The following is a 20607-nucleotide window of genomic DNA, read 5'->3' on the forward strand; positions in this document are numbered from 1 at the left end:
GTTTTTTCACCCTGCGGGCGCTTCCTCCGGAAGCATTCCTTCTCCCAAATCCTCTTCTCTCCGAACCCCGGACCGTCAGGACGTGGCGGCGCGGCGCCGGCGCTGCTGCAGGACGAGCCCCACGACGCAGAGCAGCACGCCTGCCACTCCGACGGACACGAAGCCTCCAGCCGGCCCGATCCCGTCGATGAAGAGTCCGGCCAGCGGAGCTCCCAGTGCCACGCCGGCAGTCAGCGCGGACCCGTACCAGCCCATGGCCTCGCCCCGCCTGGCCTCGTCCACCAGTTCGGCCACCTTCTCGGAGGCTGCCGAAAGGACCGGCGCGCAGAGGAGCCCCGGCAGCAGCGACAGCAGGCTGAGGGTCAGGGTGTCGGTGGCAAACCCCATGGGAATGGTGAGGGCAGCCATGCCCAGCAGCAGGAGGATCGGTGAAACGGGCCGGTGCATGGCCCCATAGACGAGGCCGCCGATCACCGACGCGGCACACCAGAAGAGGAACACGACGCCGATCTCGCCCTGGTGGCCGCCGGTTTCCAGCGCGGCCACGATTCCCACGTCGGTGCCGCTGAGCACCATCCCGGCCCCGGCAGCCACGGCGAACACCGCTGCTACCCCAGCGGTAAACCAGGCGAAGCTGTGGGCCACCTTGCGCCTCAGAACTGCCCGCCGCCTGCTGCCCGCAGCCGCCGGACCGAGTTCAGCCGCTGCCTCCTGCAGGTGTGCTGGGGCGGCGGCCACCACGGCTACCTCCGCGGCCTCCTGCTCGTCCGCCTCGCAGGACTCGGAGCGGACCGCGCTGCGGGTGGGCGGGTTGAACCACATGAGGAAGAGCCCGGCCAGCGACGTCGAGACGCCGACGGCAGTCAGGCCCAGCACGGAATGACCGCTCGTGGCAACGACGGCACCGGCGGCCGGGCCGATCATGAACACCAGCTCGGTGCTGACCGCATCCAGCGCGAACGCCGTCCTGCGCTGGTCGCCGTCCGCCAGAACTCCCAGGGATTGCCGCACCACGCTGAAAATTGGAAGCGTCAGCAGGCCGCCGACGAACACGAGCGGCAGCAGCCACTGGTAGGAGACGTGCGGCACGATGGACCAGATGACGGTTTCCGAAACCACCGAAGGAATCAGCGCAGTCCGCAGGCCCACGGTATCCACCCGGCGGCCGCGCCACGGTGCTCCGAGCGCGATGCCGATGGTCATCACGGCCGCTGCCGCTCCCGCCGCCGCGTACCCCTCGCCGAGGGTCAGGACGATGTGCAGGGTCAGCAGCACGCCCGCCGCCGAATGGGGAATGCGGGCGATCATGCCGACGGCCAGGAGACGACGGATGGGCCGGACGGCCAGCAGCTCCCGGTACAGGGTGAAATTCACAGGTAGGTCCTCGGTTCCGCCGCCGGCAGCGTCGGAAAGGGATCTCCTTCGGTTACTGCGCGGCGCGCCTTAGCTTGACTTCGATCGAATCAACGCGCTCACCAAACAATACATTCCGGCTCCACTCAGCCTGGAGGCCGGCAACGAGCGTCTGTACCGCGGCGGCGTCGAGGCCGTCCTCGAGGTAGAGCACCACCCGCAGCTCCGGTCCGGCTCCGCCGCCTTCGACGCGGCTGCCGGAGGCCGTGGCAGTGGCCACTCCCCCGCCGGGCAGGACGTCGAGCCCGCGGACCGCAGGTGTACCGTGGGCTCCGGCGCGAAGCACCGCGGCAAGTTCGTCGTCCAGGTAGGCGGGTACCCACTGCCGCTGCTGCGCGAGGGCCCACACGCCGGGCCGCCGGACCACAAAGGTCACCTCTGACCCGGGGTCCACCACCAGCAGCTCGGCCCCCTCGGAGACGGCCGACAGGGCCGCCCTCGCGGCGTACACGGCCACGGGCCGCGCCTCCGGGTGCCACGCCGCCAGGGCCGCTGCCGACGTGAACACCGGCATGGCGACGCGGCCATCCGGCGCCTTGAGCGTCACCAGCGCCATGTCCGCCTGCTTGTCGGCGTGCACGCCGTGCGCACCCTCCGCTTCCTCCGCCAGCTGGGCCACCACCGGGACAAAGACGCGGGCAGTGGCCAGCGAGGCCACCACCGCGGCTTCGTCGCCGTCGCCTGCAACAAGGGCCGAGAGTGCGGTGAGATAGCCGGCGTCGGCCGTGCCGTCGTCGTCCTCGAAATTATGGATCTTGGCGTCGTCACCGGCGAGGCTGCGCCCGGCCCAGGGCTGTCCGGCCGAATCGGCGGCGCCTCCCGCCCCGGCGAGGGCCGCCTCGATGTGACCGGGCAGCCGGCGTGCCGGCGGCACGTCCGTACCCGGCGCGCCGCCCTCCGCGGGATTGCTGTGGTGCTCGGCCACGGCGGTGTCCTAGCGGCGTCCGGCGACGTCGAGGGCCTCGGGCAGGGTGAAGGCGCCGGCGTACAGCGCCTTACCGACGATGGCGCCTTCGACGCCGAGCGGTACCAGGGAACGCAGGACCTTCAGGTCATCCAGGCTGGAAATGCCCCCGGATGCCACGACGGGCTTGCCGGTCTTCTCGACCATCTGGCGCAGCAGTTCAACGTTCGGCCCCTGCAGGGTGCCGTCCTTGGTCACGTCCGTGACCACGTAGCGGGCGCAGCCGGCCTCTTCGAGGCGGCCCAGCACGTCCCACAGGTCACCGCCTTCCTTGGTCCACCCGCGTCCGGCCAGGGTGGTCCCGCGGACGTCCAGGCCGACGGCGATCCGGTCACCGAAGCGGTCGATGGCCCGTGCCGTCCATTCCGGGTTCTCCAGGGCGGCGGTGCCGAGGTTGACCCGGGCGACCCCCAGGTCCAGCGCCTTCTCCAGCGACTCGTCGTCACGAAGCCCGCCGGAGAGCTCAACCTTGATGTCCAGCCGACCCACCACTTCGCGCAGCAGGTCCGCGTTCGAGCCCCGTCCGAAGGCGGCGTCCAGATCCACCAAGTGGACCCATTCCGCGCCCTGCTGCTGCCAGTTCAGCGCTGCCTCCAGCGGCGTTCCGTAGCTGGTTTCACTGCCGGCCTCGCCCTGGACCAGGCGGACGGCCTGGCCGTTCACGACGTCGACGGCGGGAAGCAGTTCAAGTACCGGCAGCTCGTTTTGGCTGGTCATCGGAGGTCCTCAGTTCTTGTAGGGCGCTGTAGTTCTGTGGGCGCTGTTCCCCTGCGCGGGGTAACCTGCGGCGCAGAGGGCGGGTTAGTTGGTTATTTGCCGGGCAGGGTCAGCAGGTAGGCGGCCAGGAGCGACATGGCGGCCAGCACGTAGAAGCCGATCTGGATCCACAGCGGCTTGTGCTGCTGCCTGAAGGACAGTCCACCGCCCACCAGGAGGCCAGCCAGTCCCATCAGGAGGATTGACCACATTACGCGTCCGCCGGCTGCCGGTAGCGCGGGCCGCGAAGCCCGTCCACCCAGTTCCTGAGCAGCCGCGCACCGGCGTCGCCCGACTTTTCCGGGTGGAACTGGGTGGCGCAGAGGGGGCCGTTCTCCACAGCGGCGATGAAGGGGCCGCCGTGCTCGGACCACGTGACCAGGGGCGGCGCCATCCGGGGCTGGATCACGTCGAAGTCCCAGTTCTGGACGCCGTAGGAGTGCACAAAGTAGAAGCGCTCACCCTCGACGCCGTCGAAAAGCCTGGACCCTTCCGGGACCTTGACGGTGTTCCACCCCATGTGCGGCACCACTTCGGCCGGCAGGAGCTCCACCTTGCCGGGCCACTCTCCCATGCCTTCGGCTTCGGTTCCGTGTTCCACTCCGGCTTCGAAAAGCACCTGCAGGCCGACGCAGATGCCGAGGACGGGACGTCCGCCGGCTACGCGGCGGCCGATCATCCGGATGCCATCCACGGCCTTGAGCTCCCGCATGACGGTTTCGAAGGCGCCGACACCGGGGACGACCAGCCCGTCGGCGTTCAGCACATCCTCGGGCTTGGAGCTCAGGATGACCTCGGCACCGGCGCGTTCCAGGGCACGCACGGCCGAACGGACATTGCCGGAGCCGTAATCCAGGACGGTGACGGTGGGCTTGCCCTCCGGAGAGGCCGGCTTCAGCGTGGCCGAGGGGTCGATGATCGCGCCCTCGCGCAATACTTTGCCGGTCACAGTGCTCCCTTGGTGGACGGAATGCCTTCGACGCGGGGGTCCGGCTCGACGGCAGCACGGAGAGCCCGGGCGAAAGCCTTAAACTGGGCTTCCACGATGTGGTGCGGGTCCCGGCCGGCGATGACGTTCATGTGCAGGCAGATGCCGGCGTGCAGCGTGATGGCCTCGAAAACGTGCCGGGTCAGCGATCCCGTGAAGTGGCCGCCGATCAGGTGGTACTCCTGCCCGGCGGGCTCGCCACCGTGCACCAGGTACGGCCGGCCGGAGACGTCAACGACGGCGTGTGCAAGGGCCTCGTCCAGGGGGACCGTGGCCTCGCCGAAGCGGCGGATGCCTGCCTTGTTGCCGAGCGCGGTGCGCAGCACCTCGCCGAACGTGATGGCAACGTCCTCGACGGTGTGGTGGACGTCAATGTGGGTGTCGCCGGTGGCCTTCACCGTCATGTCGATGAGCGAGTGCTTGCACAGCGCCGTCAGCATGTGGTCGTAGAACGGGACCGAGGTGCTGATGTCCGACACTCCGGTGCCGTCGAGGTTGATCTCCACCAGCACGGAAGATTCGCTGGTGGCACGCTCCATGCGTGCAGTCCGTGCCTCGGCAGCCTTGATTCCGGTGTCGCTCATGGTGATAGATGTCCTTTGACGAAGGATGGGGGCGGACCTGACCTGGTCCATGGTCAAGTTTAGGCCGGAAGTGCGGCTTGCCGGGCCAGGATGCTTTCGAGCGCTTCCAGGAAGGCTGTGGTTTCCGTCTCAGTGCCGGCGGTGACCCGCAGGTGGCCGGCGATGCCGACGTCCCGGACGAGCACCCCCGCGTCGAGCAGTTCCTGCCAGACCTCGTGGGGTTTCTCCAGCCCGCCGAAGAAGACGTAGTTGGAGTCGGACGCCGCGGGCCGCAGCCCCATCCGCGTCAACTCTGCGACAATCCGGTCGCGCTGGCGCTTGATGTCCTCGACGTCGGCCATGAGCGCCTCGCGGTGCCGCAGCGCCGCGAGGGCGGTTGCCTGCGTGACGGCCGAGAGGTGGTAGGGCAGGCGCACCAGCCGGAGGGCGTCGGTCACCTCCGGGGCCGCGGCCATGTAACCGAGGCGGGCGCCGGCCAGGGCGAACGCCTTGCTCATGGTCCGGGAGACGATGAGCCGCTCCCGGCCGGGCAGCAGGGTGAGGGCGCTGGGCGTGCCGTCGTGCGCGAACTCGTGGTAGGCCTCGTCCACGACGACGATCGCCTGGCTGGCCTCGCCCGCCTCGTAGACGGCTTCCACCACATCCAGGCCCAGGCCGGTGCCGGTGGGGTTGTTGGGCGAGCACAGAAAGACGATGTTCGGCTGGAGTTCGCGCACCTGGCGTGCGGCCGACTCGGCGCTGAGTCCGTAATCCTCGGCGCGCTTGCCGGCAATGTAGGCGGTATCCGTGCCGCTGGCGAGGAGCGGGTACATCGAGTACGTCGGCGGGAAGCTCAGGAGCGAGCGACCCGGGCCGCCGAAGGCCTGGAGGATCTGCTGGAGGACCTCATTGGAGCCGTTGGCTGCCCAGAGATTGTCCGCACTGAGTCCGTGGCCGAGGTATTCCGCCAGCGCTTCCCGGAGTTCGGTGAATTCGCGGTCGGGGTAGCGGTTGAGTCCCGTGGCGGCCTCGCTTACGGCCGCGGTAATGGCCGCCTGCACGTCGGCGGGCACACCATGAGTGTTCTCGTTGACGTTGAGCAGGATCGGAACGTCAAGCTGCGGGGCGCCGTAAGGGGACAGCCCCCTCAGGTTGGTCCGCAGGGGCAGTCGGTTCAGTCGCTCAAGCTGGTCAGTCACCTAGACAGTTTAAGTAACCCGGAGGGCTGGCCGGAAACTGTGACGGTCCCGAAGCCCACGGAACCGCGCGCCGGCACTATTTGCCGGCGTTATTTGTTGGCACAAGTTATTTGTTGGGCACAAACAGCTGCTGCCCGGGCATGACCTTCCCGGCCTGAAGGTCGTTGAGCTGGACGATGTCCGCAATGACGTCGCGGGGATCGCGGCCCGGATCGACTTTTCCGGCGATGGCCCAGAGTGATTCGCCGGGCTGCACCGTAACCGAAACCGTCGGCGTGACAGACAGGCCGCTGGCACTGTCCGCTGCTTTGGCCGGCGAGTTAAGGAGCCCGGTCAGCGACAGGAGCACGGCGGCGAGCATGACAAGCGGCAGCCCGATGAGGACAATCCGGCCGCGGCGGGTGAGGCGAAGGCGCGGCGGCTTACCGGGCCGGGACACTCCGCGGGACTGGGTTATTGCTGTTGAAGCTGACATGGCGTGAGCCCTCCTGGACCAAGTTGTACTGCCTCGCGTTCGAATAGACAGTTCGAACATCGGGCTGAAAAACCGCCCTCACTAGAACACATGTTCGAACTTTGCTTTTCCTAAGTTTTAGCACCTATCAACGAATTAAGTCGAGACTCGCTAGAACAAATGTTTGAAAAAGCCCTATGGCTGGCCTACGTTGGAAATCACAGAACAACCACATCTGCAGTTGATCAGCAGGGTCTGACATTTTTCAGGCCGGAAGTTCCCGGCCACCAGCTAGCGCGGCCGGGAGGAACGGAAAGGCGTTGGCGAACATGGCAGCACAGGCCTCTGACGGCAAGGCTCCCCAGCGCAGCCCGCGGTCTCAGCGGACCCCCAAGGGACTTACGCTCCGCCAGAAGAAGATCCTGGAAACCATCCAGCGCTCGGTCAACGAGAACGGCTACCCGCCGTCGATGCGGGAAATCGGCGACACCGTTGGCCTTGCCAGCCTGTCCAGCGTGACCCATCAGCTCTCCCAGCTGGAAAAGCTTGGCTACCTGCGGCGGGACCCCAAACGGCCGCGCGCCATGGAGGTCCTCATGCCGCTGACCCTGGATGCAGGGACGGCCAAATCCGGCGGCGCGGACAAGGCCCCGGCGTTGGGCACGGCAGGCGGCTCCGTGTCCGAACTGCCCAGCGCGATGGACACCGCCATGGTCCCGCTGGTCGGCCGGATTGCCGCCGGCGGCCCCATCCTGGCGGACCAGATGGTGGAGGACCTGATGCCGCTGCCCCGCCAGCTGGTGGGCCACGGTGAACTCTTCATGCTCAAGGTCGCCGGCGACTCCATGGTGGACGCCGCCATCTGCGACGGAGACTGGGTTGTGGTCCGGCGGCAAAGCGATGCGGTTAATGGTGACATCGTCGCGGCGCTGCTCGATGACGAAGCCACGGTCAAGACCTTCCGGCAGCGGGACGGCCACACCTGGCTGCTTCCGCAGAACACGCAGTACGAACCCATCCTCGGCGACCACGCCGTGGTCATGGGCAAGGTGGTTTCCGTGCTCCGCTCGCTGTAGCAGCTGGGGCTTGTCGGCACAAAACCTTCTGCCCCGGGCTGTAACAGCCCGGGGCGTCCTTATGCCTGCGCGCCGGCGAGCCTTTCGAGGGCCGCCACGGCAGTCTTCCGGTCTGTCGTCGGCCAGAACGGCGGCAGTGCGGCCCGCAGGAACCCGCCATAGCGTTCCGTGGACAGCCGGGAATCCAGCACCGCCACCACGCCCTTGTCAGACGTGGACCGGATGAGCCGTCCCGCCCCCTGGGCAAGCCTGATCGCCGCGTGCGTGGCGGATACGGACATGAAGCCGTTGCCGCCGGCCTGGGCAACGGCCCGGGACCGTGCGGTCATCAGCGGGTCGTCGGGGCGCGGGAAGGGAATCCTGTCGATGACCACCAGGCGGCATGATCCTCCCGGCACGTCGACCCCCTGCCACAGCGACATCGTCCCGAACAGGCAGGTATCGGGCTCGTCGGCAAACTGCTTCACCAGGGCAGTCATGGTGGATTCACCCTGACAAAGGATGCTGACGTCCAGCCGGGTGCGGAGGGCGTCGGCCGCTTCCTCGGCGGCCCGCCGTGAGGAGAACAGGCATAGCGCTCCCCCGCCGGAGGCACGGATGAGTGATTCGAGTTCGTCCAGCGCCTCCGGCGAAGTGCCGCGACCCGGCTTTGGCAGGTGGCCTGCCACGTACAGGATGCCCTGACGGGGGTAGTCGAAGGGCGACCCCACGTCGACGCCGGTCCAGCTCGGTGCGCCGTCGCCCACCAGGCCCAGCCCGCCGGCCGCGGGCTCGAAGGCAGAGCCGATGGCCAGTGTGGCCGACGTCAGCACCACGGTGTGCCCGGCGAACAGTCCTTCCCGGAGCCGGCCCGCCACGCTCAGCGGGGCGATGTTGACCAGCGCAGGGGCAGTCTCGTCGGGCGCCGAATATCCCTGCTGCGGATCAAACGTGCTGTTCCGGGAGAACCAGACGACCTCCCGGTTTTCCCGCGCGGCGACGAGCCGTTCGCAAAGCTCCAAAATCACCAGCAGGCGGGAACGCGCTAGCTGCCGTCCGCCGTCGGCCGTTGTATTGCTGTCCCCCTTGGAATCCGACAGCGCGGCCCGGCAAGCCTCACGAAGCTGGTCCACACAGTCCAGCTGCTCGTCGTTCAGGCCGTTGGGAAGCAGGCCGCTGGGAACGCCGGCGAGAGCCACCTCGAGGTTGGCCGCAGCAGTGTTGAGCGCGTCAACGGTAATGCCAGTGTGCTTGCGGGCGCCGGACGCAGCCGCGTGGACCATGGCCACCGACAGCTGCCCGGAAACGGCGCCGGTCACCCGGTCCTGGAGTTCGTGGGCCTCGTCCACCACCACGACGTCGTACTCCGGCAGCACGGCCAGGCCTTCGAAGGCACTGACGGCCAGCATGGCGTGGTTGGTCACCACGACGTCGGCTTCCGTGGCGTTATGGCGGGCAAGCTCACTGAAGCACTCTTCAGCGAGGGGACACTTCTGCGAGCCGAGGCATTCCATGGACGTGACGGACACCTGCCGCCAGGCCCGGTCCGTGACGCCGGGAAGCAGCTCGTCACGGTCGCCCGTGGTGGTCTGTTCCGCCCATTCGCGGAGCCGGACCACCTCCTTGCCAAGCTGCGACGAGGGGCCTCCCACCGACGCGGCGAAGTGCGGGACACTGGTGTCCTCGCCCAGCGAGAAGAGCTGTCCCTCGGAGGGTTCCTCGGAGGGAAAGCCGCCCTCGAGCTTGTGCCTGCAGACGTAGTTGGCGCGGCCCTTGACCAGTGCAATCTTCACAGGCCGGTCGAGTGCCGGTTTGAGGCTTTCCAGCAGCCGGGGAAGGTCCCGTCCCACGATCTGGGTCTGCAGTGCGAGGGTGGCAGTGGAAACGAGCGCAGGCTTGTTGCTCTCGAGCGAGTGCGCGATGAGCGGGACCAGGTAGGCCAGCGACTTGCCGGTTCCCGTGCCGGCCTGCACCAGCAGGTGGTCGCCCGTTTCTATGGCGCGCGCCACCTGACGGGCCATCTCGTGCTGGCCGGTGCGGCTTTGGCCGCCCATGCCCGCCACGGCACGGTCGAGCAGGTCAAGCACATGCTGCTCACCGGCCGTGGCCGCGGCACCAGCGGCGGGCGCCCCGTCAGTCATTGGTGCTGAAGGATTCCAGTTCAGCCGCGAGGCCTTCCCGGACCATGACCACGGCGCGGGTGCCGCCCTCCTCGTGATCCAGGCTCAGGATCTCGGCGTCGGAGTCATGCAGCTTGCTGATGAGATCGCCGCGGTGGTACGGGACCAGGAGCTGCATCTTGACGTTGGGCCGCGGGATGGACTCGCTGATGGCCGTGAGCAGCTCGGCGATGCCCTCCCCGGTGCGTGCCGAAACCACCACATGCCGCGGTTCGCGCTGCTTGAGCCGCTCCACCACAAACGGGTCGGCGGCGTCGGCCTTGTTCAGGACGATGATCTCAGGCACCTTGCGGGCATCCACTTCGGCGAACACCGAGCGCACCGCGGCGATCTGGCCCTCCGGGTCAGGGTGGGACACGTCCACTACGTGCAGGATCAGGTCTGCATCCGCCACTTCCTCCAAGGTGGAGCGGAAGGCCTCCACCAGCTGGGTGGGAAGGGACCGGACGAAGCCCACGGTATCGGCCAGCGTGTAGCCTACCCCGTCCGAGGTCTCGGCCTTGCGGACAGTGGGGTCCAGGGTGGCGAACAGTGCGTTCTCGACGAGGACGCCGGCGTCGGTAAGTCGGTTCAGCAGCGAGGACTTGCCTGCGTTGGTGTATCCGGCAATTGCCACTGACGGGACTTCATTACGACGGCGGTTGGCCCGTTTGGTCTCCCGGGCCGGCTTCATCGCGGCGATCTCGCGCCGCAGCTTGGCCATCCGGGTGCGGATCCTCCGCCGGTCCAGTTCGATCTTGGTTTCACCGGGACCACGCGAGCCCATGCCGGCACCTGCGCCGCCCACCTGGCCACCGGCCTGGCGGGACATTGATTCACCCCAGCCGCGGAGGCGCGGGAGGAGGTATTCGAGCTGTGCCAGCTCCACCTGGGCCTTGCCCTCGCGGCTCTTGGCGTGCTGGGCGAAGATGTCCAGGATGAGGGCCGTTCGGTCGATGACCTTCACCTTGACGATGTCTTCAAGGCCGCGCCGTTGGGACGGGGCAAGCTCCGCGTCCACTACGACGGTGTCGGCGCCGGTGGACATGACGACGTCCTTGAGCTCCAACGCTTTGCCCGCCCCGAGGAAGGTACCGGGGTCCGGTTTGGCCCGCCGCTGGACCAGGCCGTCGAGGACTTCCGAGCCCGCCGTTTCGGCCAGCGCGGCGAGTTCACGCAGCGAGTTCTCGGCGTCAGCCAGCGTGCCTTCGCTCCAGAGGCCGGCGAGAACAACGCGTTCCAGGCGCAGCTGGCGGTATTCAACCTCGGTGACGTCTTCGAGTTCGGTGGACAGCCCGGCCGTGCGTCGCAGTGCCCGGCGTTCCTCGAGGTCCTGCTGGTCGCCGTCGAACGTGCTGTGCTCTTCGGCGAGCTGCGAGATGGCCTGCGCCTTGCCCAGGACACCCTTGCTGTCGGCGCGGCTGCCGTCGGCTGCCGCTGCGTTCCTGGCCGGGACATCCTTGGCGAGGATCCGGTCGATGACAGCCTGGATCTCCTCGGGACTCATGTCCTGGGCTGCTGGCTCGGATCCGGAATTATGCTGATTGGTCATGGTCTCCTTTGAAGGTTCTGCATCTTCAGAATAGTGCTGATTGCCGCCCTTGGCTGCGGTATTCGCGCTGGGCTGACTGCGAGGGGTCATGGAGGTGCTCCTGACATGCCGGCAGCGGACATGCTGGGCCGGCGGGAAGTGGACTGATCGAGTGCTGTTTTGGGCTGCCCTGCGTGCATCCAGCTGCGCTGTGTTTGCAACTGCGCTCCGGCGGAAGGCGGTTAGCCTGCATCGCGTCGGAAGGGAGCCCCGGGCCGGTACCGGCGGCCGAAGGCCGCGGGCAAAGAAAGCCGGCTACTCAAAAATCAGGAACATGCGTTCAAGGATAGCAGAACCGCAGCACCGGATTTCGCAGCTGGCCGGTTTCCCATCGGGCGGGCGGCCCACTAATCTGGCCAGTTATGGAGTCTGCCCACTATTTCAGCGCCTCACCTGCGGGGCCGTTCACCCGCAAGCCCCTCACAGTGGAACTGGCCGGTGAAACGCGGAAGCTGCAGACCTCGTCGGGCATCTTCAGCCCGGACGGCATCGACAAGGGGACCGCCGTCCTGCTGGCCGAGGTTCCCGCACCTGCGCCGCAGGGAAACCTGCTCGATATCGGCTGCGGCTGGGGACCCATCGCTCTGACCATGGCGCTGCGGGCACCGCACGCCCGGGTCTATGCGGTGGACGTCAACGAACGCTGCATTGCGCTCACGAACGGGAACGCCGAACTGCTTGGACTGAACAACGTCGTGGCCAGCACGCCGGAGGGCGTGGACCCCGAAATCCGCTTCGACACCATCTGGTCCAATCCCCCGATCCGGATCGGCAAGGATGAACTGCACTCCCTCCTGCAGATGTGGCTGCCGAGGCTGGCGCCAGGCGGGTCGGCGTGGCTGGTGGTGCAGAAGAACCTGGGCTCGGATTCGCTTCAGCGCTGGCTGGCGGAGGTGCTGGATGATTCCTTCACGGTGACGCGGGAAAGCACGTCCAAGTCGTTCAGGATCCTGCGGGTCAGGAAAGCGTCCCGGTAGCAACGATCGTTGCCGGGCCGCTGAGTTCAACATGCTCGCGGCCGCCGGCAACGGTGAAGAACTTCACGCCCACGACGCCGCCCGGCACCTTTACCTGCCAGGCGTCCGGGGCGCCCTGCCCGGCCCAGTGGCGGATGGCCACCGCCGCCGCGCACGCTCCGGTACCGCAGGACTGCGTTTCACCAACACCGCGTTCGTGGACCCGCATGGTCACGGTGCCCACGCCGTCATGCACCAGCGGCTCCGCGGGGACAACAAACTCGACGTTGGTGCCGTTCGCGGGAGTCGGGTCGACGTGCGGGGCAGTGAAGAGCCGGGTGTCCCGGAGCTCGGACAGCTCGGCAAGCGCGACGACCGTGTGGGGGTTGCCCATGCTGACGGACAGCGCCGGCCGCGGCACCTCGAGTCCGTCTGCGCTGACCAGCGAATCCATGGCGCGTGCCGCTGCCTCATCCGGGAAGATGAACTCCCAGGGGCCCATGTCGACGGCGTAGCCGTCACCCGTGCGGACAATGGTCTTGACGCCGCCACGGGTGCCGATGGTCAGCGAGCCGCCGGCGGGCAGCGCAGCCAGGCCTTCGGCCAGGAGGAAGTGGACGAACACGCGCACGCCGTTGCCGCACATCTCCGACAGGGAACCGTCACCGTTTCGGTAATCCATGAACCACTCGGCGTCGGGGTTTTCGGCGAGAAGCTGCCGGCCCTCGTCAATGAGACGGGACGGGACGGCGCGAATGAGGCCGTCACCGCCGATGCCGCGATGGCGGTCGCACAGCTGGGCGACCTGCTCCGGGGAGATGGCGTGCACGCCCTCAGGGTCAGCGACGAGGACAAAGTCGTTGCCCGTTCCATGGCCCTTGGAGAACCGCAGTCCGCTCAGCGTCGAGCCCGGGGCTGGGGCGGCGGGCCGGGCTGTTTCGGCAAGGGTTTCATTCATGGTTCAAGGTTACCCGCCCGCCGGCGGCGCCAGAAAAACGGCTGGGATCCTCCGCTCGGACTGCCGGCGCTGGTCAGGACGATACCGGCGACGACAATCACACCGCCCGATAGCTGCGCAAAAGTGTAAGGGTGGCCCAGCAACCCGAACGCACTCAGTGCGATCAGCCATGGCCAGCCGGCCAGCACCTGACGCCATTGCGGGCGCTCCACCAGCTGGGCGATGACCAGCAGCGGAACCAGGGCGAGCGACCAGCGCAGCAGGACCAGGCTGAGAGGGTCGATGCTCTCCACCGCGCCGGCTCCAACAATGTGGTTGCCGGCCCAGAACAGCGTCGCCCCGAGCAGCGAGGAGATCGCAACAGTGAGGGTCCGCCGCGAGGAGCGCTTTGCTGTGGTGGCAACGGCGAGGGTCACAGGGTTTTCTTCGTGCTGGGTGCGGGCTCAGCGGCAGAGGTCGGCGGCTTTTGCAGCCAGCTCAGGGTCCTGCCAGTCCAGCCAGCTGATGCGGGGATCGGCCCGGAACCACGTCAGCTGCCGGCGGGCGAACTGCCTGGTGGCCACGATCGTTTCTTCGGCTGCCTGCGCCACGTCCGCTTCGCCGTCGAGCACTTTGAGGAACTGGGCGTAGCCCAGGGCACGCGGTGCGGTCTTGCCGCGGCGCAGGCCCCGGGCGTCCAGCCGTTCGACTTCCGCCAGCAGCCCCCGCTCCACCATCCGGTGCACGCGGACGGCGAGCCGGTCCCGCAACTGCGCACGGTCCACTTCCAGCCCGACCTGGATGGCCGGCTGGTGGTACTCGCGGGTTGGCATGAAGGAGCTGAAAGGGCGTCCCGTCAGCTCGAACACCTCCAGCGCCCGGATGATGCGGCGGGCGTCGCCGAGGCGCCCGGCGGAGACGGGATCCACCGCCCGGAGCCGGTCCAGCAGCACCGCGGTCCCTGCCTCGGCGTTCTGCAGTTCGAGCCGGGCGCGGATTTCCGGATCGGTTCCCGGAAAATCCAGCACGTCCAGTGCGGCGCGGACGTATAGGCCCGACCCGCCCGCCAGGACGGCGCGTTTGCCCCGGCCGTGGATGTCGGCGATGGCGTCCCGCGCCTGCTGCTGGAAGTCTGACACCGACGCCTCCTGCGTCACGTCCAGGATGTCCAGCAGGTGGTGCCGCACGCCCCGTTGTTCGGCTTCCGTGACTTTGGCGGTGCCGATGTCCATGCCGCGGTAGAACTGCATGGCGTCGGCATTGATCACCTCGCCGTCCAGGGCCAGGGCAAGTTCGACGGCGAGGTCGGACTTCCCTGATCCGGTGGGTCCGACGACCGCTATGACGGGGGGCTGGCCCGCCACCGGGTCAGCGGCTCCGCACCGGGAGTGCGGGCATGCCAAGCGACACGCCGGTCCTGCCCGCTGCAGCACCGGGTGCCGGCGCGCCGCAGGAGTCAGCCTGTGCCCTGTCCCAGGCATCGCCGGCGCGGGACCGGCGCAGGGAGTAGTCGGCCGCGGTGGCCGGATCGGCGACCAGGTGGAAGGCGGCCGCTTCGGTAATTGTGACGGTCACCAGGTCTCCGGGACGCGGGGCAGGAGCGCCTTCGGGGACTGTGAAGTGGACCAGGCGCTGGTCCTGCGAACGGCCCGAGAGTCGATGGGTTTCCTCGGACTTGCGGCCGGAGTGGGCGGTGACCATCACCTCGACGCGGCGTCCCAGCTGCTTGGCGTTCTCCTCCGCGGCGATGCGGTCCTGGAGCGCGGTCAGGCGCTCAAAGCGCTCCTGCACCACCGCCTTCGGCAGTTGGTCCGGCAGGTCCGCGGCAGGCGTGCCGGGCCGCTTGGAGTACTGGAATGTGAAAGCCGTGGCGAAGCGTGACTTTTCGACGACGTCCAGGGTCGCCTGGAAGTCCTCCTCCGTCTCCCCCGGGAAACCGACGATGATGTCCGTGGAGATCGCGGCATGCGGCATCTTGGCGCGGACCTTGTCCAGGATCCCAAGGAACTTCGCCGACCGGTAGGAACGCTTCATGTCCCGCAGCACCTTGTCCGACCCCGACTGGAGCGGCATGTGCAGCTGCGGCATGACATTGGGCGTCTCCGCCATGGCGTCGATGACGTCATCGGTGAACGCAGCCGGGTGCGGACTGGTGAAGCGCACCCGTTCGAGGCCCGGGATCTCACCGCAGGCGCGCAGCAGCTTGGAGAAGGCCTGGCGGTCGCCGAACTCCACCCCGTACGAGTTCACGTTCTGGCCGAGGAGCGTCACTTCGATGGCGCCGTCGTCCACCAGGGCCTGGACCTCGGCGAGGATTTCCCCGGGCCGGCGGTCCTTTTCCTTGCCGCGGAGGGCAGGGACGATGCAGAAGGTGCAGGTGTTGTTGCAGCCGACCGAAATGGACACCCAGCCCGAATAGACCGAGTCGCGCTTGGTGGGCAGCGTGGACGGGAAGACGTCCAGCGACTCGAGGATCTCGAGCTGCGCCTCGCTGTTGTGGCGCGCCCGGTCCAGGAGGGCGGGCAGGGCGCCGACGTTGTGCGTGCCGAAGACCGCATCGACCCAGGGCGCCTTCTTCAGGATGGTTTCGCGGTCCTTCTGGGCGAGGCAGCCGCCCACAGCGATCTGCATCCCCGGGTTGGCTGCCTTGATCGGCGCCAGCTGGCCGAGGTTGCCGTAGAGCTTGTTGTCCGCGTTTTCCCGCACCGCGCAGGTGTTGAAGACCACGACGTCGGCCTGGGCACCGTCCGCCGGCACGTAGCCGGCGGCCTCCAGCAACCCCGACATGCGCTCGGAGTCGTGAACGTTCATCTGGCAGCCAAAAGTGCGCACCTGGTAGGTCCGGTGCATAGCGCGGTCACCAGATGATTCGTTTTCGGTGCCGTTTGCGGGGGAAGGGTAGGTCAGACTCACCCATTAAGGGTACCGGCTGCGCTCACTCCCAGTGAGCGCGGGCGTCGGCATGGTCCTCGTAGGTGTGCTCGGCGGCCGCGGCACCTCCGGCTGCAGCTTCCAGGACCTCGGCCACGATCCGGAACGCCTGCGAGGGCTGGTACCCCTTGCGGGCGAGCATGGACGCGAGCCGACGCGTGGTCTTGTCCCGTTCCGCCCGGTCGGACAGGTCTGTCCCGGGCCGCAGCTTGCGTTCCACGAGATGGCGCGCGGCGGCTTCCTCCTCCTCGTCGCTCAGCTGTTCCAGGGCCGAGTCAGCCGTGTCACCGTCAATGCCCTTGTCCGCGAGTTCCCGGCGCAGGGCTCCCTTGGCCAGCCTGCGCGACTGGGACCGGCTCCGCACCCACATATCCGCGAATTCGGCGTCGTCAACGAGCCGGACCTCTTCGAAGCGGTCCAGCACGGCCGCGGCGACGTCCTCCGGAACGTTGCGCTCAGCCAGCTTGCGTTCAAGCTGCAGCCGGCTCTTGGGCGATGCCGTCAGCTGGCGCAGCACGATGGCGCGCGCCACCGACGCGGGATCTGCGTCCCGGTCCTCTTCGGCTACCGGACCGGGTCCTGCTTGGCGGTCCTCTCCGGCCTTGGCGAAGGCCGGAGAGGACCGGCGTTTGCTAGAAACCGTCAACGGCCTTCAGCTTCGGTGAGGCTTCGGCATCGGCGGCGGGCTTGGTTCCCACGCCGAGCTTTTCCTTGATGAGCCGTTCCAGTTCCGCGGCGAGTTCGGGGTTGTCGCGCAGGAAGCGGCGCGAGTTCTCCATGCCCTGGCCGAGCTGGTCGCCGTCGTAGGTGAACCACGAACCGGACTTCTTGATGATGCCGTGCTCCACGCCCATGTCGATGATGCCGCCCTCGCGGGAGATGCCCTGGCCGTAGATGATGTCGAATTCGGCGATCTTGAAGGGCGGGGCCATCTTGTTCTTGACGATCTTGGCCTTGGTGCGGTTACCGACGGAATCGGCACCTTCCTTCAGGGTCTGGATGCGGCGGACGTCGATACGCACGGACGCGTAGAACTTCAGCGCCTTACCACCGGTGGTGGTTTCCGGCGAGCCGAAGAACACACCGATCTTCTCGCGCAGCTGGTTGATGAAGATGGCGGTGGTCTTGGTCTGGCTCAGCCGGCCGGTGATCTTTCGCAGGGCCTGGCTCATGAGGCGTGCCTGCAGGCCGACGTGGCTGTCGCCCATGTCGCCTTCGATTTCCGCGCGCGGCACCAGGGCTGCCACGGAGTCGATGACCACGATGTCCAGCGAGCCGGAGCCCACCAGCATGTCCATGATCTCCAGCGCCTGCTCACCGGTGTCCGGCTGGGAGACCAGCAGGGCGTCCGTGTCCACGCCGAGCTTGGCGGCGTACTCGGGGTCGAGGGCGTGTTCGGCGTCGATGAACGCGGCGATGCCGCCGGCGCGCTGGGCGTTCGCCACGGCATGCAGGGCCACGGTGGTCTTACCCGACGATTCCGGGCCGTAGATTTCCACGACGCGTCCGCGCGGGAGACCTCCGATTCCCAGTGCGACATCCAGCGCGATGGAGCCGGTGGGGATGACCTCAATGGGAGCGCGCGTCTCGTCGCCCAGCCGCATGATCGATCCCTTGCCGAACTGCTTGTCAATCTGCGCGAGCGCTGCTTCAAGCGCTTTTTCACGATCCGGGGCTGCCGCCATGGTTCACACCTCTAATGCTTTCTCGCTGTGGAGGGGCCTCTGCGGCCCTTTGTCTGTCATCACCGACGCTAGCGCCACCCGCTGACATTCTTACCGGGCGGGTGTGCGTATGTGGATAACCCGCTGCCAAAAAGCATAGTCGCACCCGAACAGATATTCGAACAATCGGTCGGCGTGTCAGCAGCTTCCCAGGCCGGGCGGGGAACGCTTCAGACCAGGTCCGGCCCGTTCTTCCGGGGCTTGATATCGCGGCCGAGGCGGCGCTCGTCGGGGACGTCCTGCACATCGCACACCGCGAGCCAGATGTCGCGCGGACTGACGCCAGCTGCGAGGGCCTGGTCCGCAGTCCGGCCGCCGACGCCGGCGAGGACGAGGGAACTGCCCAGCACGCGCGAGTAGCCGGCCCCGAATTCATCGTCCATCAGCCGCCAGAAATCACTAATCCTCACTCAATACAGTCTCTCACGGACGCTGACTCTAGAATGGTTGCCATGAGCAACCCCGCTGAAGCCCCCGGAGCCGCTGCCCCCTTCGAGGACACTCTTGATACGGCACTGACCAACGTGGAGCATCAGATCAGCATTTTCTGGCGACGGGCCCGTTCGGTGTCGCAGCAGCTGTCGCGCGAAGTCCATCCGGATATGGAGCCCGCCGCCTACGGGCTGCTGACCGTGATCCGCAAGAACGGCCCCATCCGGCTCACCGAGCTCGCATCCTGCATCGGCGTCGGCAAGCCCTCCGTTAGCAGGCAGATCGCCTTCCTTGAAAGCATCGGCCTGGTGCTCAAGGAGGCCGACCCGCTGGACGGCCGGGCGCAGACGATCCGGCTCACCGCCGAAGGCGAAGAGAGGATGCACCAGGTGCAGGACGCCCGGCGGCAGGTGTTCCGGGAGCGTCTGGGCGAATGGCCGGTGGAGGACCTCGAGACGCTGGCCGCCTACATGGCCAAGCTCAACGCCACCTACGAGCGCGACGGATTCCCCAGGGACAGCGCCTCCTAGCAGTAAATTTCAGGGCACGACAAATTTCAGGGCACAGCAAAGGCCTCCGGCACAATGCCGGAGGCCTTCGCTGCAGTTATCTGGTCCGGGTTACCGGATTCCGTTACCGGGCGCCCTTCTGTTAACGGGCCCCGGAAAGCATTTCCGTGGCGAGCTCGTTGTTAAGCTCGCTGCTCAGGTCGCGCTCAAGGTCCCGGCCGTAACGCTGGGAGAATTCCTGCGGGACGGTGTCCGGCACGGCAACGCCTTCGGCGACAGCCACGCGGTCGCTGACTTCACGGAGCATGCTGGAAAGCGGTACATCCAGCGCCGAACAGATCGAGGACAGGAGTTCCGAGGAAGCTTCCTTCTGGCCGCGTTCCACTTCACTCAGGTAACCCAGGGAGACCCGGGCGCTGTGCGAGACTTCGCGGAGGGTGCGCCCTTGACGCTGGCGGACATCGCGCAGTACATCACCGATTTCGTGACGAAGTACAACCATCTTGCGCTCCTTCTGTTCGCTCTTGGCCTGATCGGCGAGGCCCACGTCCTTCCAGCGGACAACGCCGTTTACGGACACGGGCTGCTTTACCATCTGTATCGCCTTGCTCCCTCATGGTTCCGGTTCACTGTGACGTAAACCGCATATGTTCTCTTCATCCTAGGCGCCTCCCTCAGGCAGAGGCGACACAATGTGACAACTATTCGGACTCGCTTTTTGTTCCCGGCAACCTTACTCCGGGTAGCTTAGCGCAGTCACGGAGCCAGGTCAGCGAAGCCGGAAACTCAGCTTAACGCAGCCAGGGCCTCGTGAAGACGTTCCAAGGCAGCGCCACAGGCGAGCCCGCGGATCTCTGCCCGGGTGCCTTGGAAGTTATAGGGAAAGGTCTGCACGCCGGCAGCGGTGGCGACGCCGACGAACACCGTTCCCACGGCCTTGCCGTCATGCGCGTCGGGCCCGGCCACACCCGTGGTGGAAACGGCGAGGTCCGCGCCGCAGACCCGCCGGGCGCCTTCCGCCATGGCCGCGGCCACCGCTTCATCCACCGACCCGACGGCGTCCAGCAGTTCCTGTGGAACGCCAAGAACGTCCCGCTTCACGGCATTGTTGTAGGAGACTACGCCACCCTGCAGCATGGCGGACGCCCCAGGGGTGTCCGCCAGTACCGCGGCGACCATACCGGCGGTCAGTGACTCCGCGGTGGCGACGGTGACGCCCCGTCCCACAGCCGCAGCGACGGCCTCCCCGGCGATCCGGTGCAGATTCGTCACGGCTGGCCCTCCTCGTTTTCCTGCTGGCCCGGACCGGCAGCGCGCCGCCGGAGACCCTCCGCCCTGACTTTCAGTGCCTGAACGACGTACTCGACGCCGGTCCAGACGGTGATCAGCACGGCTGCCAGCATCACGGCGAAGGCCACCCAGGTCAACCACGGCGCGATGGATGCCAGTGGAAGGAGGTAGAGGAAGATCGCCACGGTCTGGACCACCGTTTTTAGCTTGCCGCCGCGTGATGCCGGGATGACGCCGTAGCGGATCACGAAGAACCGCAGCGCAGTGACGCCCCACTCACGGACCAGGATCACGATCGTGATCCACCATGGCAGCTCACCCAGCACGCACAGCATGACCAGTGCGGAGCCGGTCAGCAGCTTGTCCGCGATTGGGTCCGCGATCTTGCCGAAGTCGGTGACCAGTCCCCTGCTGCGGGCGATGTCGCCGTCGAGCTTGTCCGTGTAAATCGCGACGGCGAACGCCGCCACGGCTGCCCAGCGCCAGGCCCCGGATTCGCTGCGCAGGCCGGGGGCATCGGCGATGAGGAACCACACGAAGAACGGCACCAGCACAATGCGGAGCATCGTGAGGATGTTGGGAAGATTCCAGATCCCGGAGCTGTTCGAGCCGGCCGCGGTCGCTTCGGTGCTAGTCACCCTTCTAGGCTACCGTCTTCGGCACTGCCGGCTTCCTGTTCATCACCT

At 67.3% G+C, this 20607-nt stretch carries 23 protein-coding genes; 3 read left to right on the top strand and 20 right to left on the bottom strand.

The genetic code is table 11. The features are described 5' to 3' along the window. Positions 1-75: 75 nt before the first annotated feature. The 8 genes from ACFQ50_RS14330 to ACFQ50_RS14365 all read right to left on the bottom strand — a co-directional run bounded on the left by ACFQ50_RS14330 (position 76) and on the right by ACFQ50_RS14365 (position 6358). On the bottom strand, positions 76-1374 hold the full coding sequence (locus tag ACFQ50_RS14330) for an MFS transporter (protein ID WP_377996213.1): 1299 nt from the start codon (positions 1372-1374) through the stop codon (positions 76-78). Positions 1375-1426: 52 nt separating this feature from the next. After that, the gene (locus tag ACFQ50_RS14335; RefSeq protein WP_377996214.1) at positions 1427-2338 is read right to left on the bottom strand and encodes an SseB family protein; all 912 of its coding nucleotides are present in this window, start codon (positions 2336-2338) and stop codon (positions 1427-1429) included. Positions 2339-2347: 9 nt separating this feature from the next. Then, complete coding sequence (gene priA, locus ACFQ50_RS14340; protein WP_087873510.1) at positions 2348-3094, bottom strand: bifunctional 1-(5-phosphoribosyl)-5-((5-phosphoribosylamino)methylideneamino)imidazole-4-carboxamide isomerase/phosphoribosylanthranilate isomerase PriA; 747 nt, start codon at positions 3092-3094, stop codon at positions 2348-2350. A gap of 92 nt (positions 3095-3186) precedes the next feature. Further along, positions 3187-3345, bottom strand: a complete 159-nt coding sequence (locus ACFQ50_RS14345; protein WP_307101115.1) for a hypothetical protein — start codon at positions 3343-3345, stop codon at positions 3187-3189. Then, a complete protein-coding gene (gene hisH / locus ACFQ50_RS14350) occupies positions 3345-4082 on the bottom strand; it encodes an imidazole glycerol phosphate synthase subunit HisH (RefSeq protein ID WP_377996215.1) in 738 nt (245 codons plus the stop codon). The genes ACFQ50_RS14345 and hisH overlap by 1 nt, the downstream gene beginning before the upstream one ends. Further along, a complete protein-coding gene (gene hisB / locus ACFQ50_RS14355; protein ID WP_003798736.1) occupies positions 4079-4705 on the bottom strand; it encodes an imidazoleglycerol-phosphate dehydratase HisB in 627 nt (208 codons plus the stop codon). The genes hisH and hisB overlap by 4 nt, the downstream gene beginning before the upstream one ends. A gap of 59 nt (positions 4706-4764) precedes the next feature. Beyond that, positions 4765-5883 carry a histidinol-phosphate transaminase gene (locus tag ACFQ50_RS14360; protein ID WP_377996216.1) on the bottom strand — a complete coding sequence of 373 codons (1119 nt, stop codon included), beginning with the start codon at positions 5881-5883 and terminating at the stop codon, positions 4765-4767. Positions 5884-5989: 106 nt separating this feature from the next. Continuing rightward, positions 5990-6358, bottom strand: a complete 369-nt coding sequence (locus tag ACFQ50_RS14365; protein ID WP_377996217.1) for a LysM peptidoglycan-binding domain-containing protein — start codon at positions 6356-6358, stop codon at positions 5990-5992. Positions 6359-6666: 308 nt separating this feature from the next. On the opposite strand from ACFQ50_RS14365, the gene lexA reads away from it, so the two are divergent. Beyond that, positions 6667-7413, top strand: a complete 747-nt coding sequence (lexA, locus tag ACFQ50_RS14370; RefSeq protein ID WP_377996218.1) for a transcriptional repressor LexA — start codon at positions 6667-6669, stop codon at positions 7411-7413. 59 nt (positions 7414-7472) lie between these two features. On the opposite strand, the gene ACFQ50_RS14375 is transcribed toward lexA, so the two are convergent. Both ACFQ50_RS14375 and hflX read right to left on the bottom strand, forming a co-directional pair. After that, entirely contained in the window at positions 7473-9533 is a 2061-nt protein-coding gene (locus ACFQ50_RS14375) for an ATP-dependent DNA helicase (protein ID WP_377996219.1), read from the bottom strand. Beyond that, positions 9526-11103 carry a GTPase HflX gene (hflX, locus tag ACFQ50_RS14380; protein ID WP_377996220.1) on the bottom strand — a complete coding sequence of 526 codons (1578 nt, stop codon included), beginning with the start codon at positions 11101-11103 and terminating at the stop codon, positions 9526-9528. Before hflX ends, ACFQ50_RS14375 begins: the two co-directional genes overlap by 8 nt. 401 nt (positions 11104-11504) lie before the next feature. Here hflX and ACFQ50_RS14385 point away from each other — a divergent pair, with 401 nt between their 5' ends. Then, positions 11505-12119 (top strand): class I SAM-dependent methyltransferase, encoded by a 615-nt coding sequence (locus tag ACFQ50_RS14385; RefSeq protein ID WP_377996221.1) that lies wholly within the window; start codon positions 11505-11507, stop codon positions 12117-12119. Here the strand turns inward: ACFQ50_RS14385 and dapF are convergent. The 7 genes from dapF to ACFQ50_RS14420 form a co-directional block, all read right to left on the bottom strand. Beyond that, positions 12100-13056, bottom strand: a complete 957-nt coding sequence (gene dapF / locus ACFQ50_RS14390; RefSeq protein ID WP_377996222.1) for a diaminopimelate epimerase — start codon at positions 13054-13056, stop codon at positions 12100-12102. The genes ACFQ50_RS14385 and dapF overlap by 20 nt on opposite strands. Further along, the gene (locus ACFQ50_RS14395; RefSeq protein ID WP_377996223.1) at positions 13053-13472 is read right to left on the bottom strand and encodes an EamA family transporter; all 420 of its coding nucleotides are present in this window, start codon (positions 13470-13472) and stop codon (positions 13053-13055) included. The genes dapF and ACFQ50_RS14395 overlap by 4 nt, the downstream gene beginning before the upstream one ends. A 27-nt stretch (positions 13473-13499) precedes the next feature. Further along, a complete protein-coding gene (miaA, locus tag ACFQ50_RS14400; protein ID WP_377996224.1) occupies positions 13500-14399 on the bottom strand; it encodes a tRNA (adenosine(37)-N6)-dimethylallyltransferase MiaA in 900 nt (299 codons plus the stop codon). A 4-nt stretch (positions 14400-14403) separates the two neighbouring features. Continuing rightward, entirely contained in the window at positions 14404-15948 is a 1545-nt protein-coding gene (miaB, locus tag ACFQ50_RS14405; protein WP_377996225.1) for a tRNA (N6-isopentenyl adenosine(37)-C2)-methylthiotransferase MiaB, read from the bottom strand. A gap of 22 nt (positions 15949-15970) precedes the next feature. Further along, positions 15971-16612, bottom strand: coding sequence for a regulatory protein RecX (locus ACFQ50_RS14410; RefSeq protein ID WP_377996226.1), 642 nt, complete (start codon positions 16610-16612; stop codon positions 15971-15973). After that, the gene (gene recA / locus ACFQ50_RS14415) at positions 16599-17651 is read right to left on the bottom strand and encodes a recombinase RecA (protein WP_003798759.1); all 1053 of its coding nucleotides are present in this window, start codon (positions 17649-17651) and stop codon (positions 16599-16601) included. Before recA ends, ACFQ50_RS14410 begins: the two co-directional genes overlap by 14 nt. 209 nt (positions 17652-17860) lie before the next feature. After that, on the bottom strand, positions 17861-18100 hold the full coding sequence (locus tag ACFQ50_RS14420; RefSeq protein ID WP_377996227.1) for a DUF3046 domain-containing protein: 240 nt from the start codon (positions 18098-18100) through the stop codon (positions 17861-17863). 42 nt (positions 18101-18142) lie between these two features. Between ACFQ50_RS14420 and ACFQ50_RS14425 the strand changes: the two genes are divergently transcribed. Further along, positions 18143-18652: a MarR family winged helix-turn-helix transcriptional regulator gene (locus tag ACFQ50_RS14425; protein WP_377996228.1), complete on the top strand. Its 510-nt coding sequence runs from the start codon at positions 18143-18145 to the stop codon at positions 18650-18652. Positions 18653-18773: 121 nt separating this feature from the next. On the opposite strand, the gene ACFQ50_RS14430 is transcribed toward ACFQ50_RS14425, so the two are convergent. The 3 genes from ACFQ50_RS14430 to pgsA all read right to left on the bottom strand — a co-directional run bounded on the left by ACFQ50_RS14430 (position 18774) and on the right by pgsA (position 20559). After that, entirely contained in the window at positions 18774-19226 is a 453-nt protein-coding gene (locus ACFQ50_RS14430; protein ID WP_003798764.1) for a helix-turn-helix domain-containing protein, read from the bottom strand. A gap of 191 nt (positions 19227-19417) precedes the next feature. Further along, complete coding sequence (locus tag ACFQ50_RS14435; protein WP_377996229.1) at positions 19418-19903, bottom strand: CinA family protein; 486 nt, start codon at positions 19901-19903, stop codon at positions 19418-19420. Further along, complete coding sequence (pgsA, locus tag ACFQ50_RS14440; RefSeq protein WP_377996230.1) at positions 19900-20559, bottom strand: CDP-diacylglycerol--glycerol-3-phosphate 3-phosphatidyltransferase; 660 nt, start codon at positions 20557-20559, stop codon at positions 19900-19902. The genes ACFQ50_RS14435 and pgsA overlap by 4 nt, the downstream gene beginning before the upstream one ends. Positions 20560-20607 lie beyond the last annotated feature (48 nt).

This window comes from Arthrobacter sp. NPDC056493 (assembly GCF_042795115.1).
GTDB lineage: Bacteria > Actinomycetota > Actinomycetes > Actinomycetales > Micrococcaceae > Arthrobacter.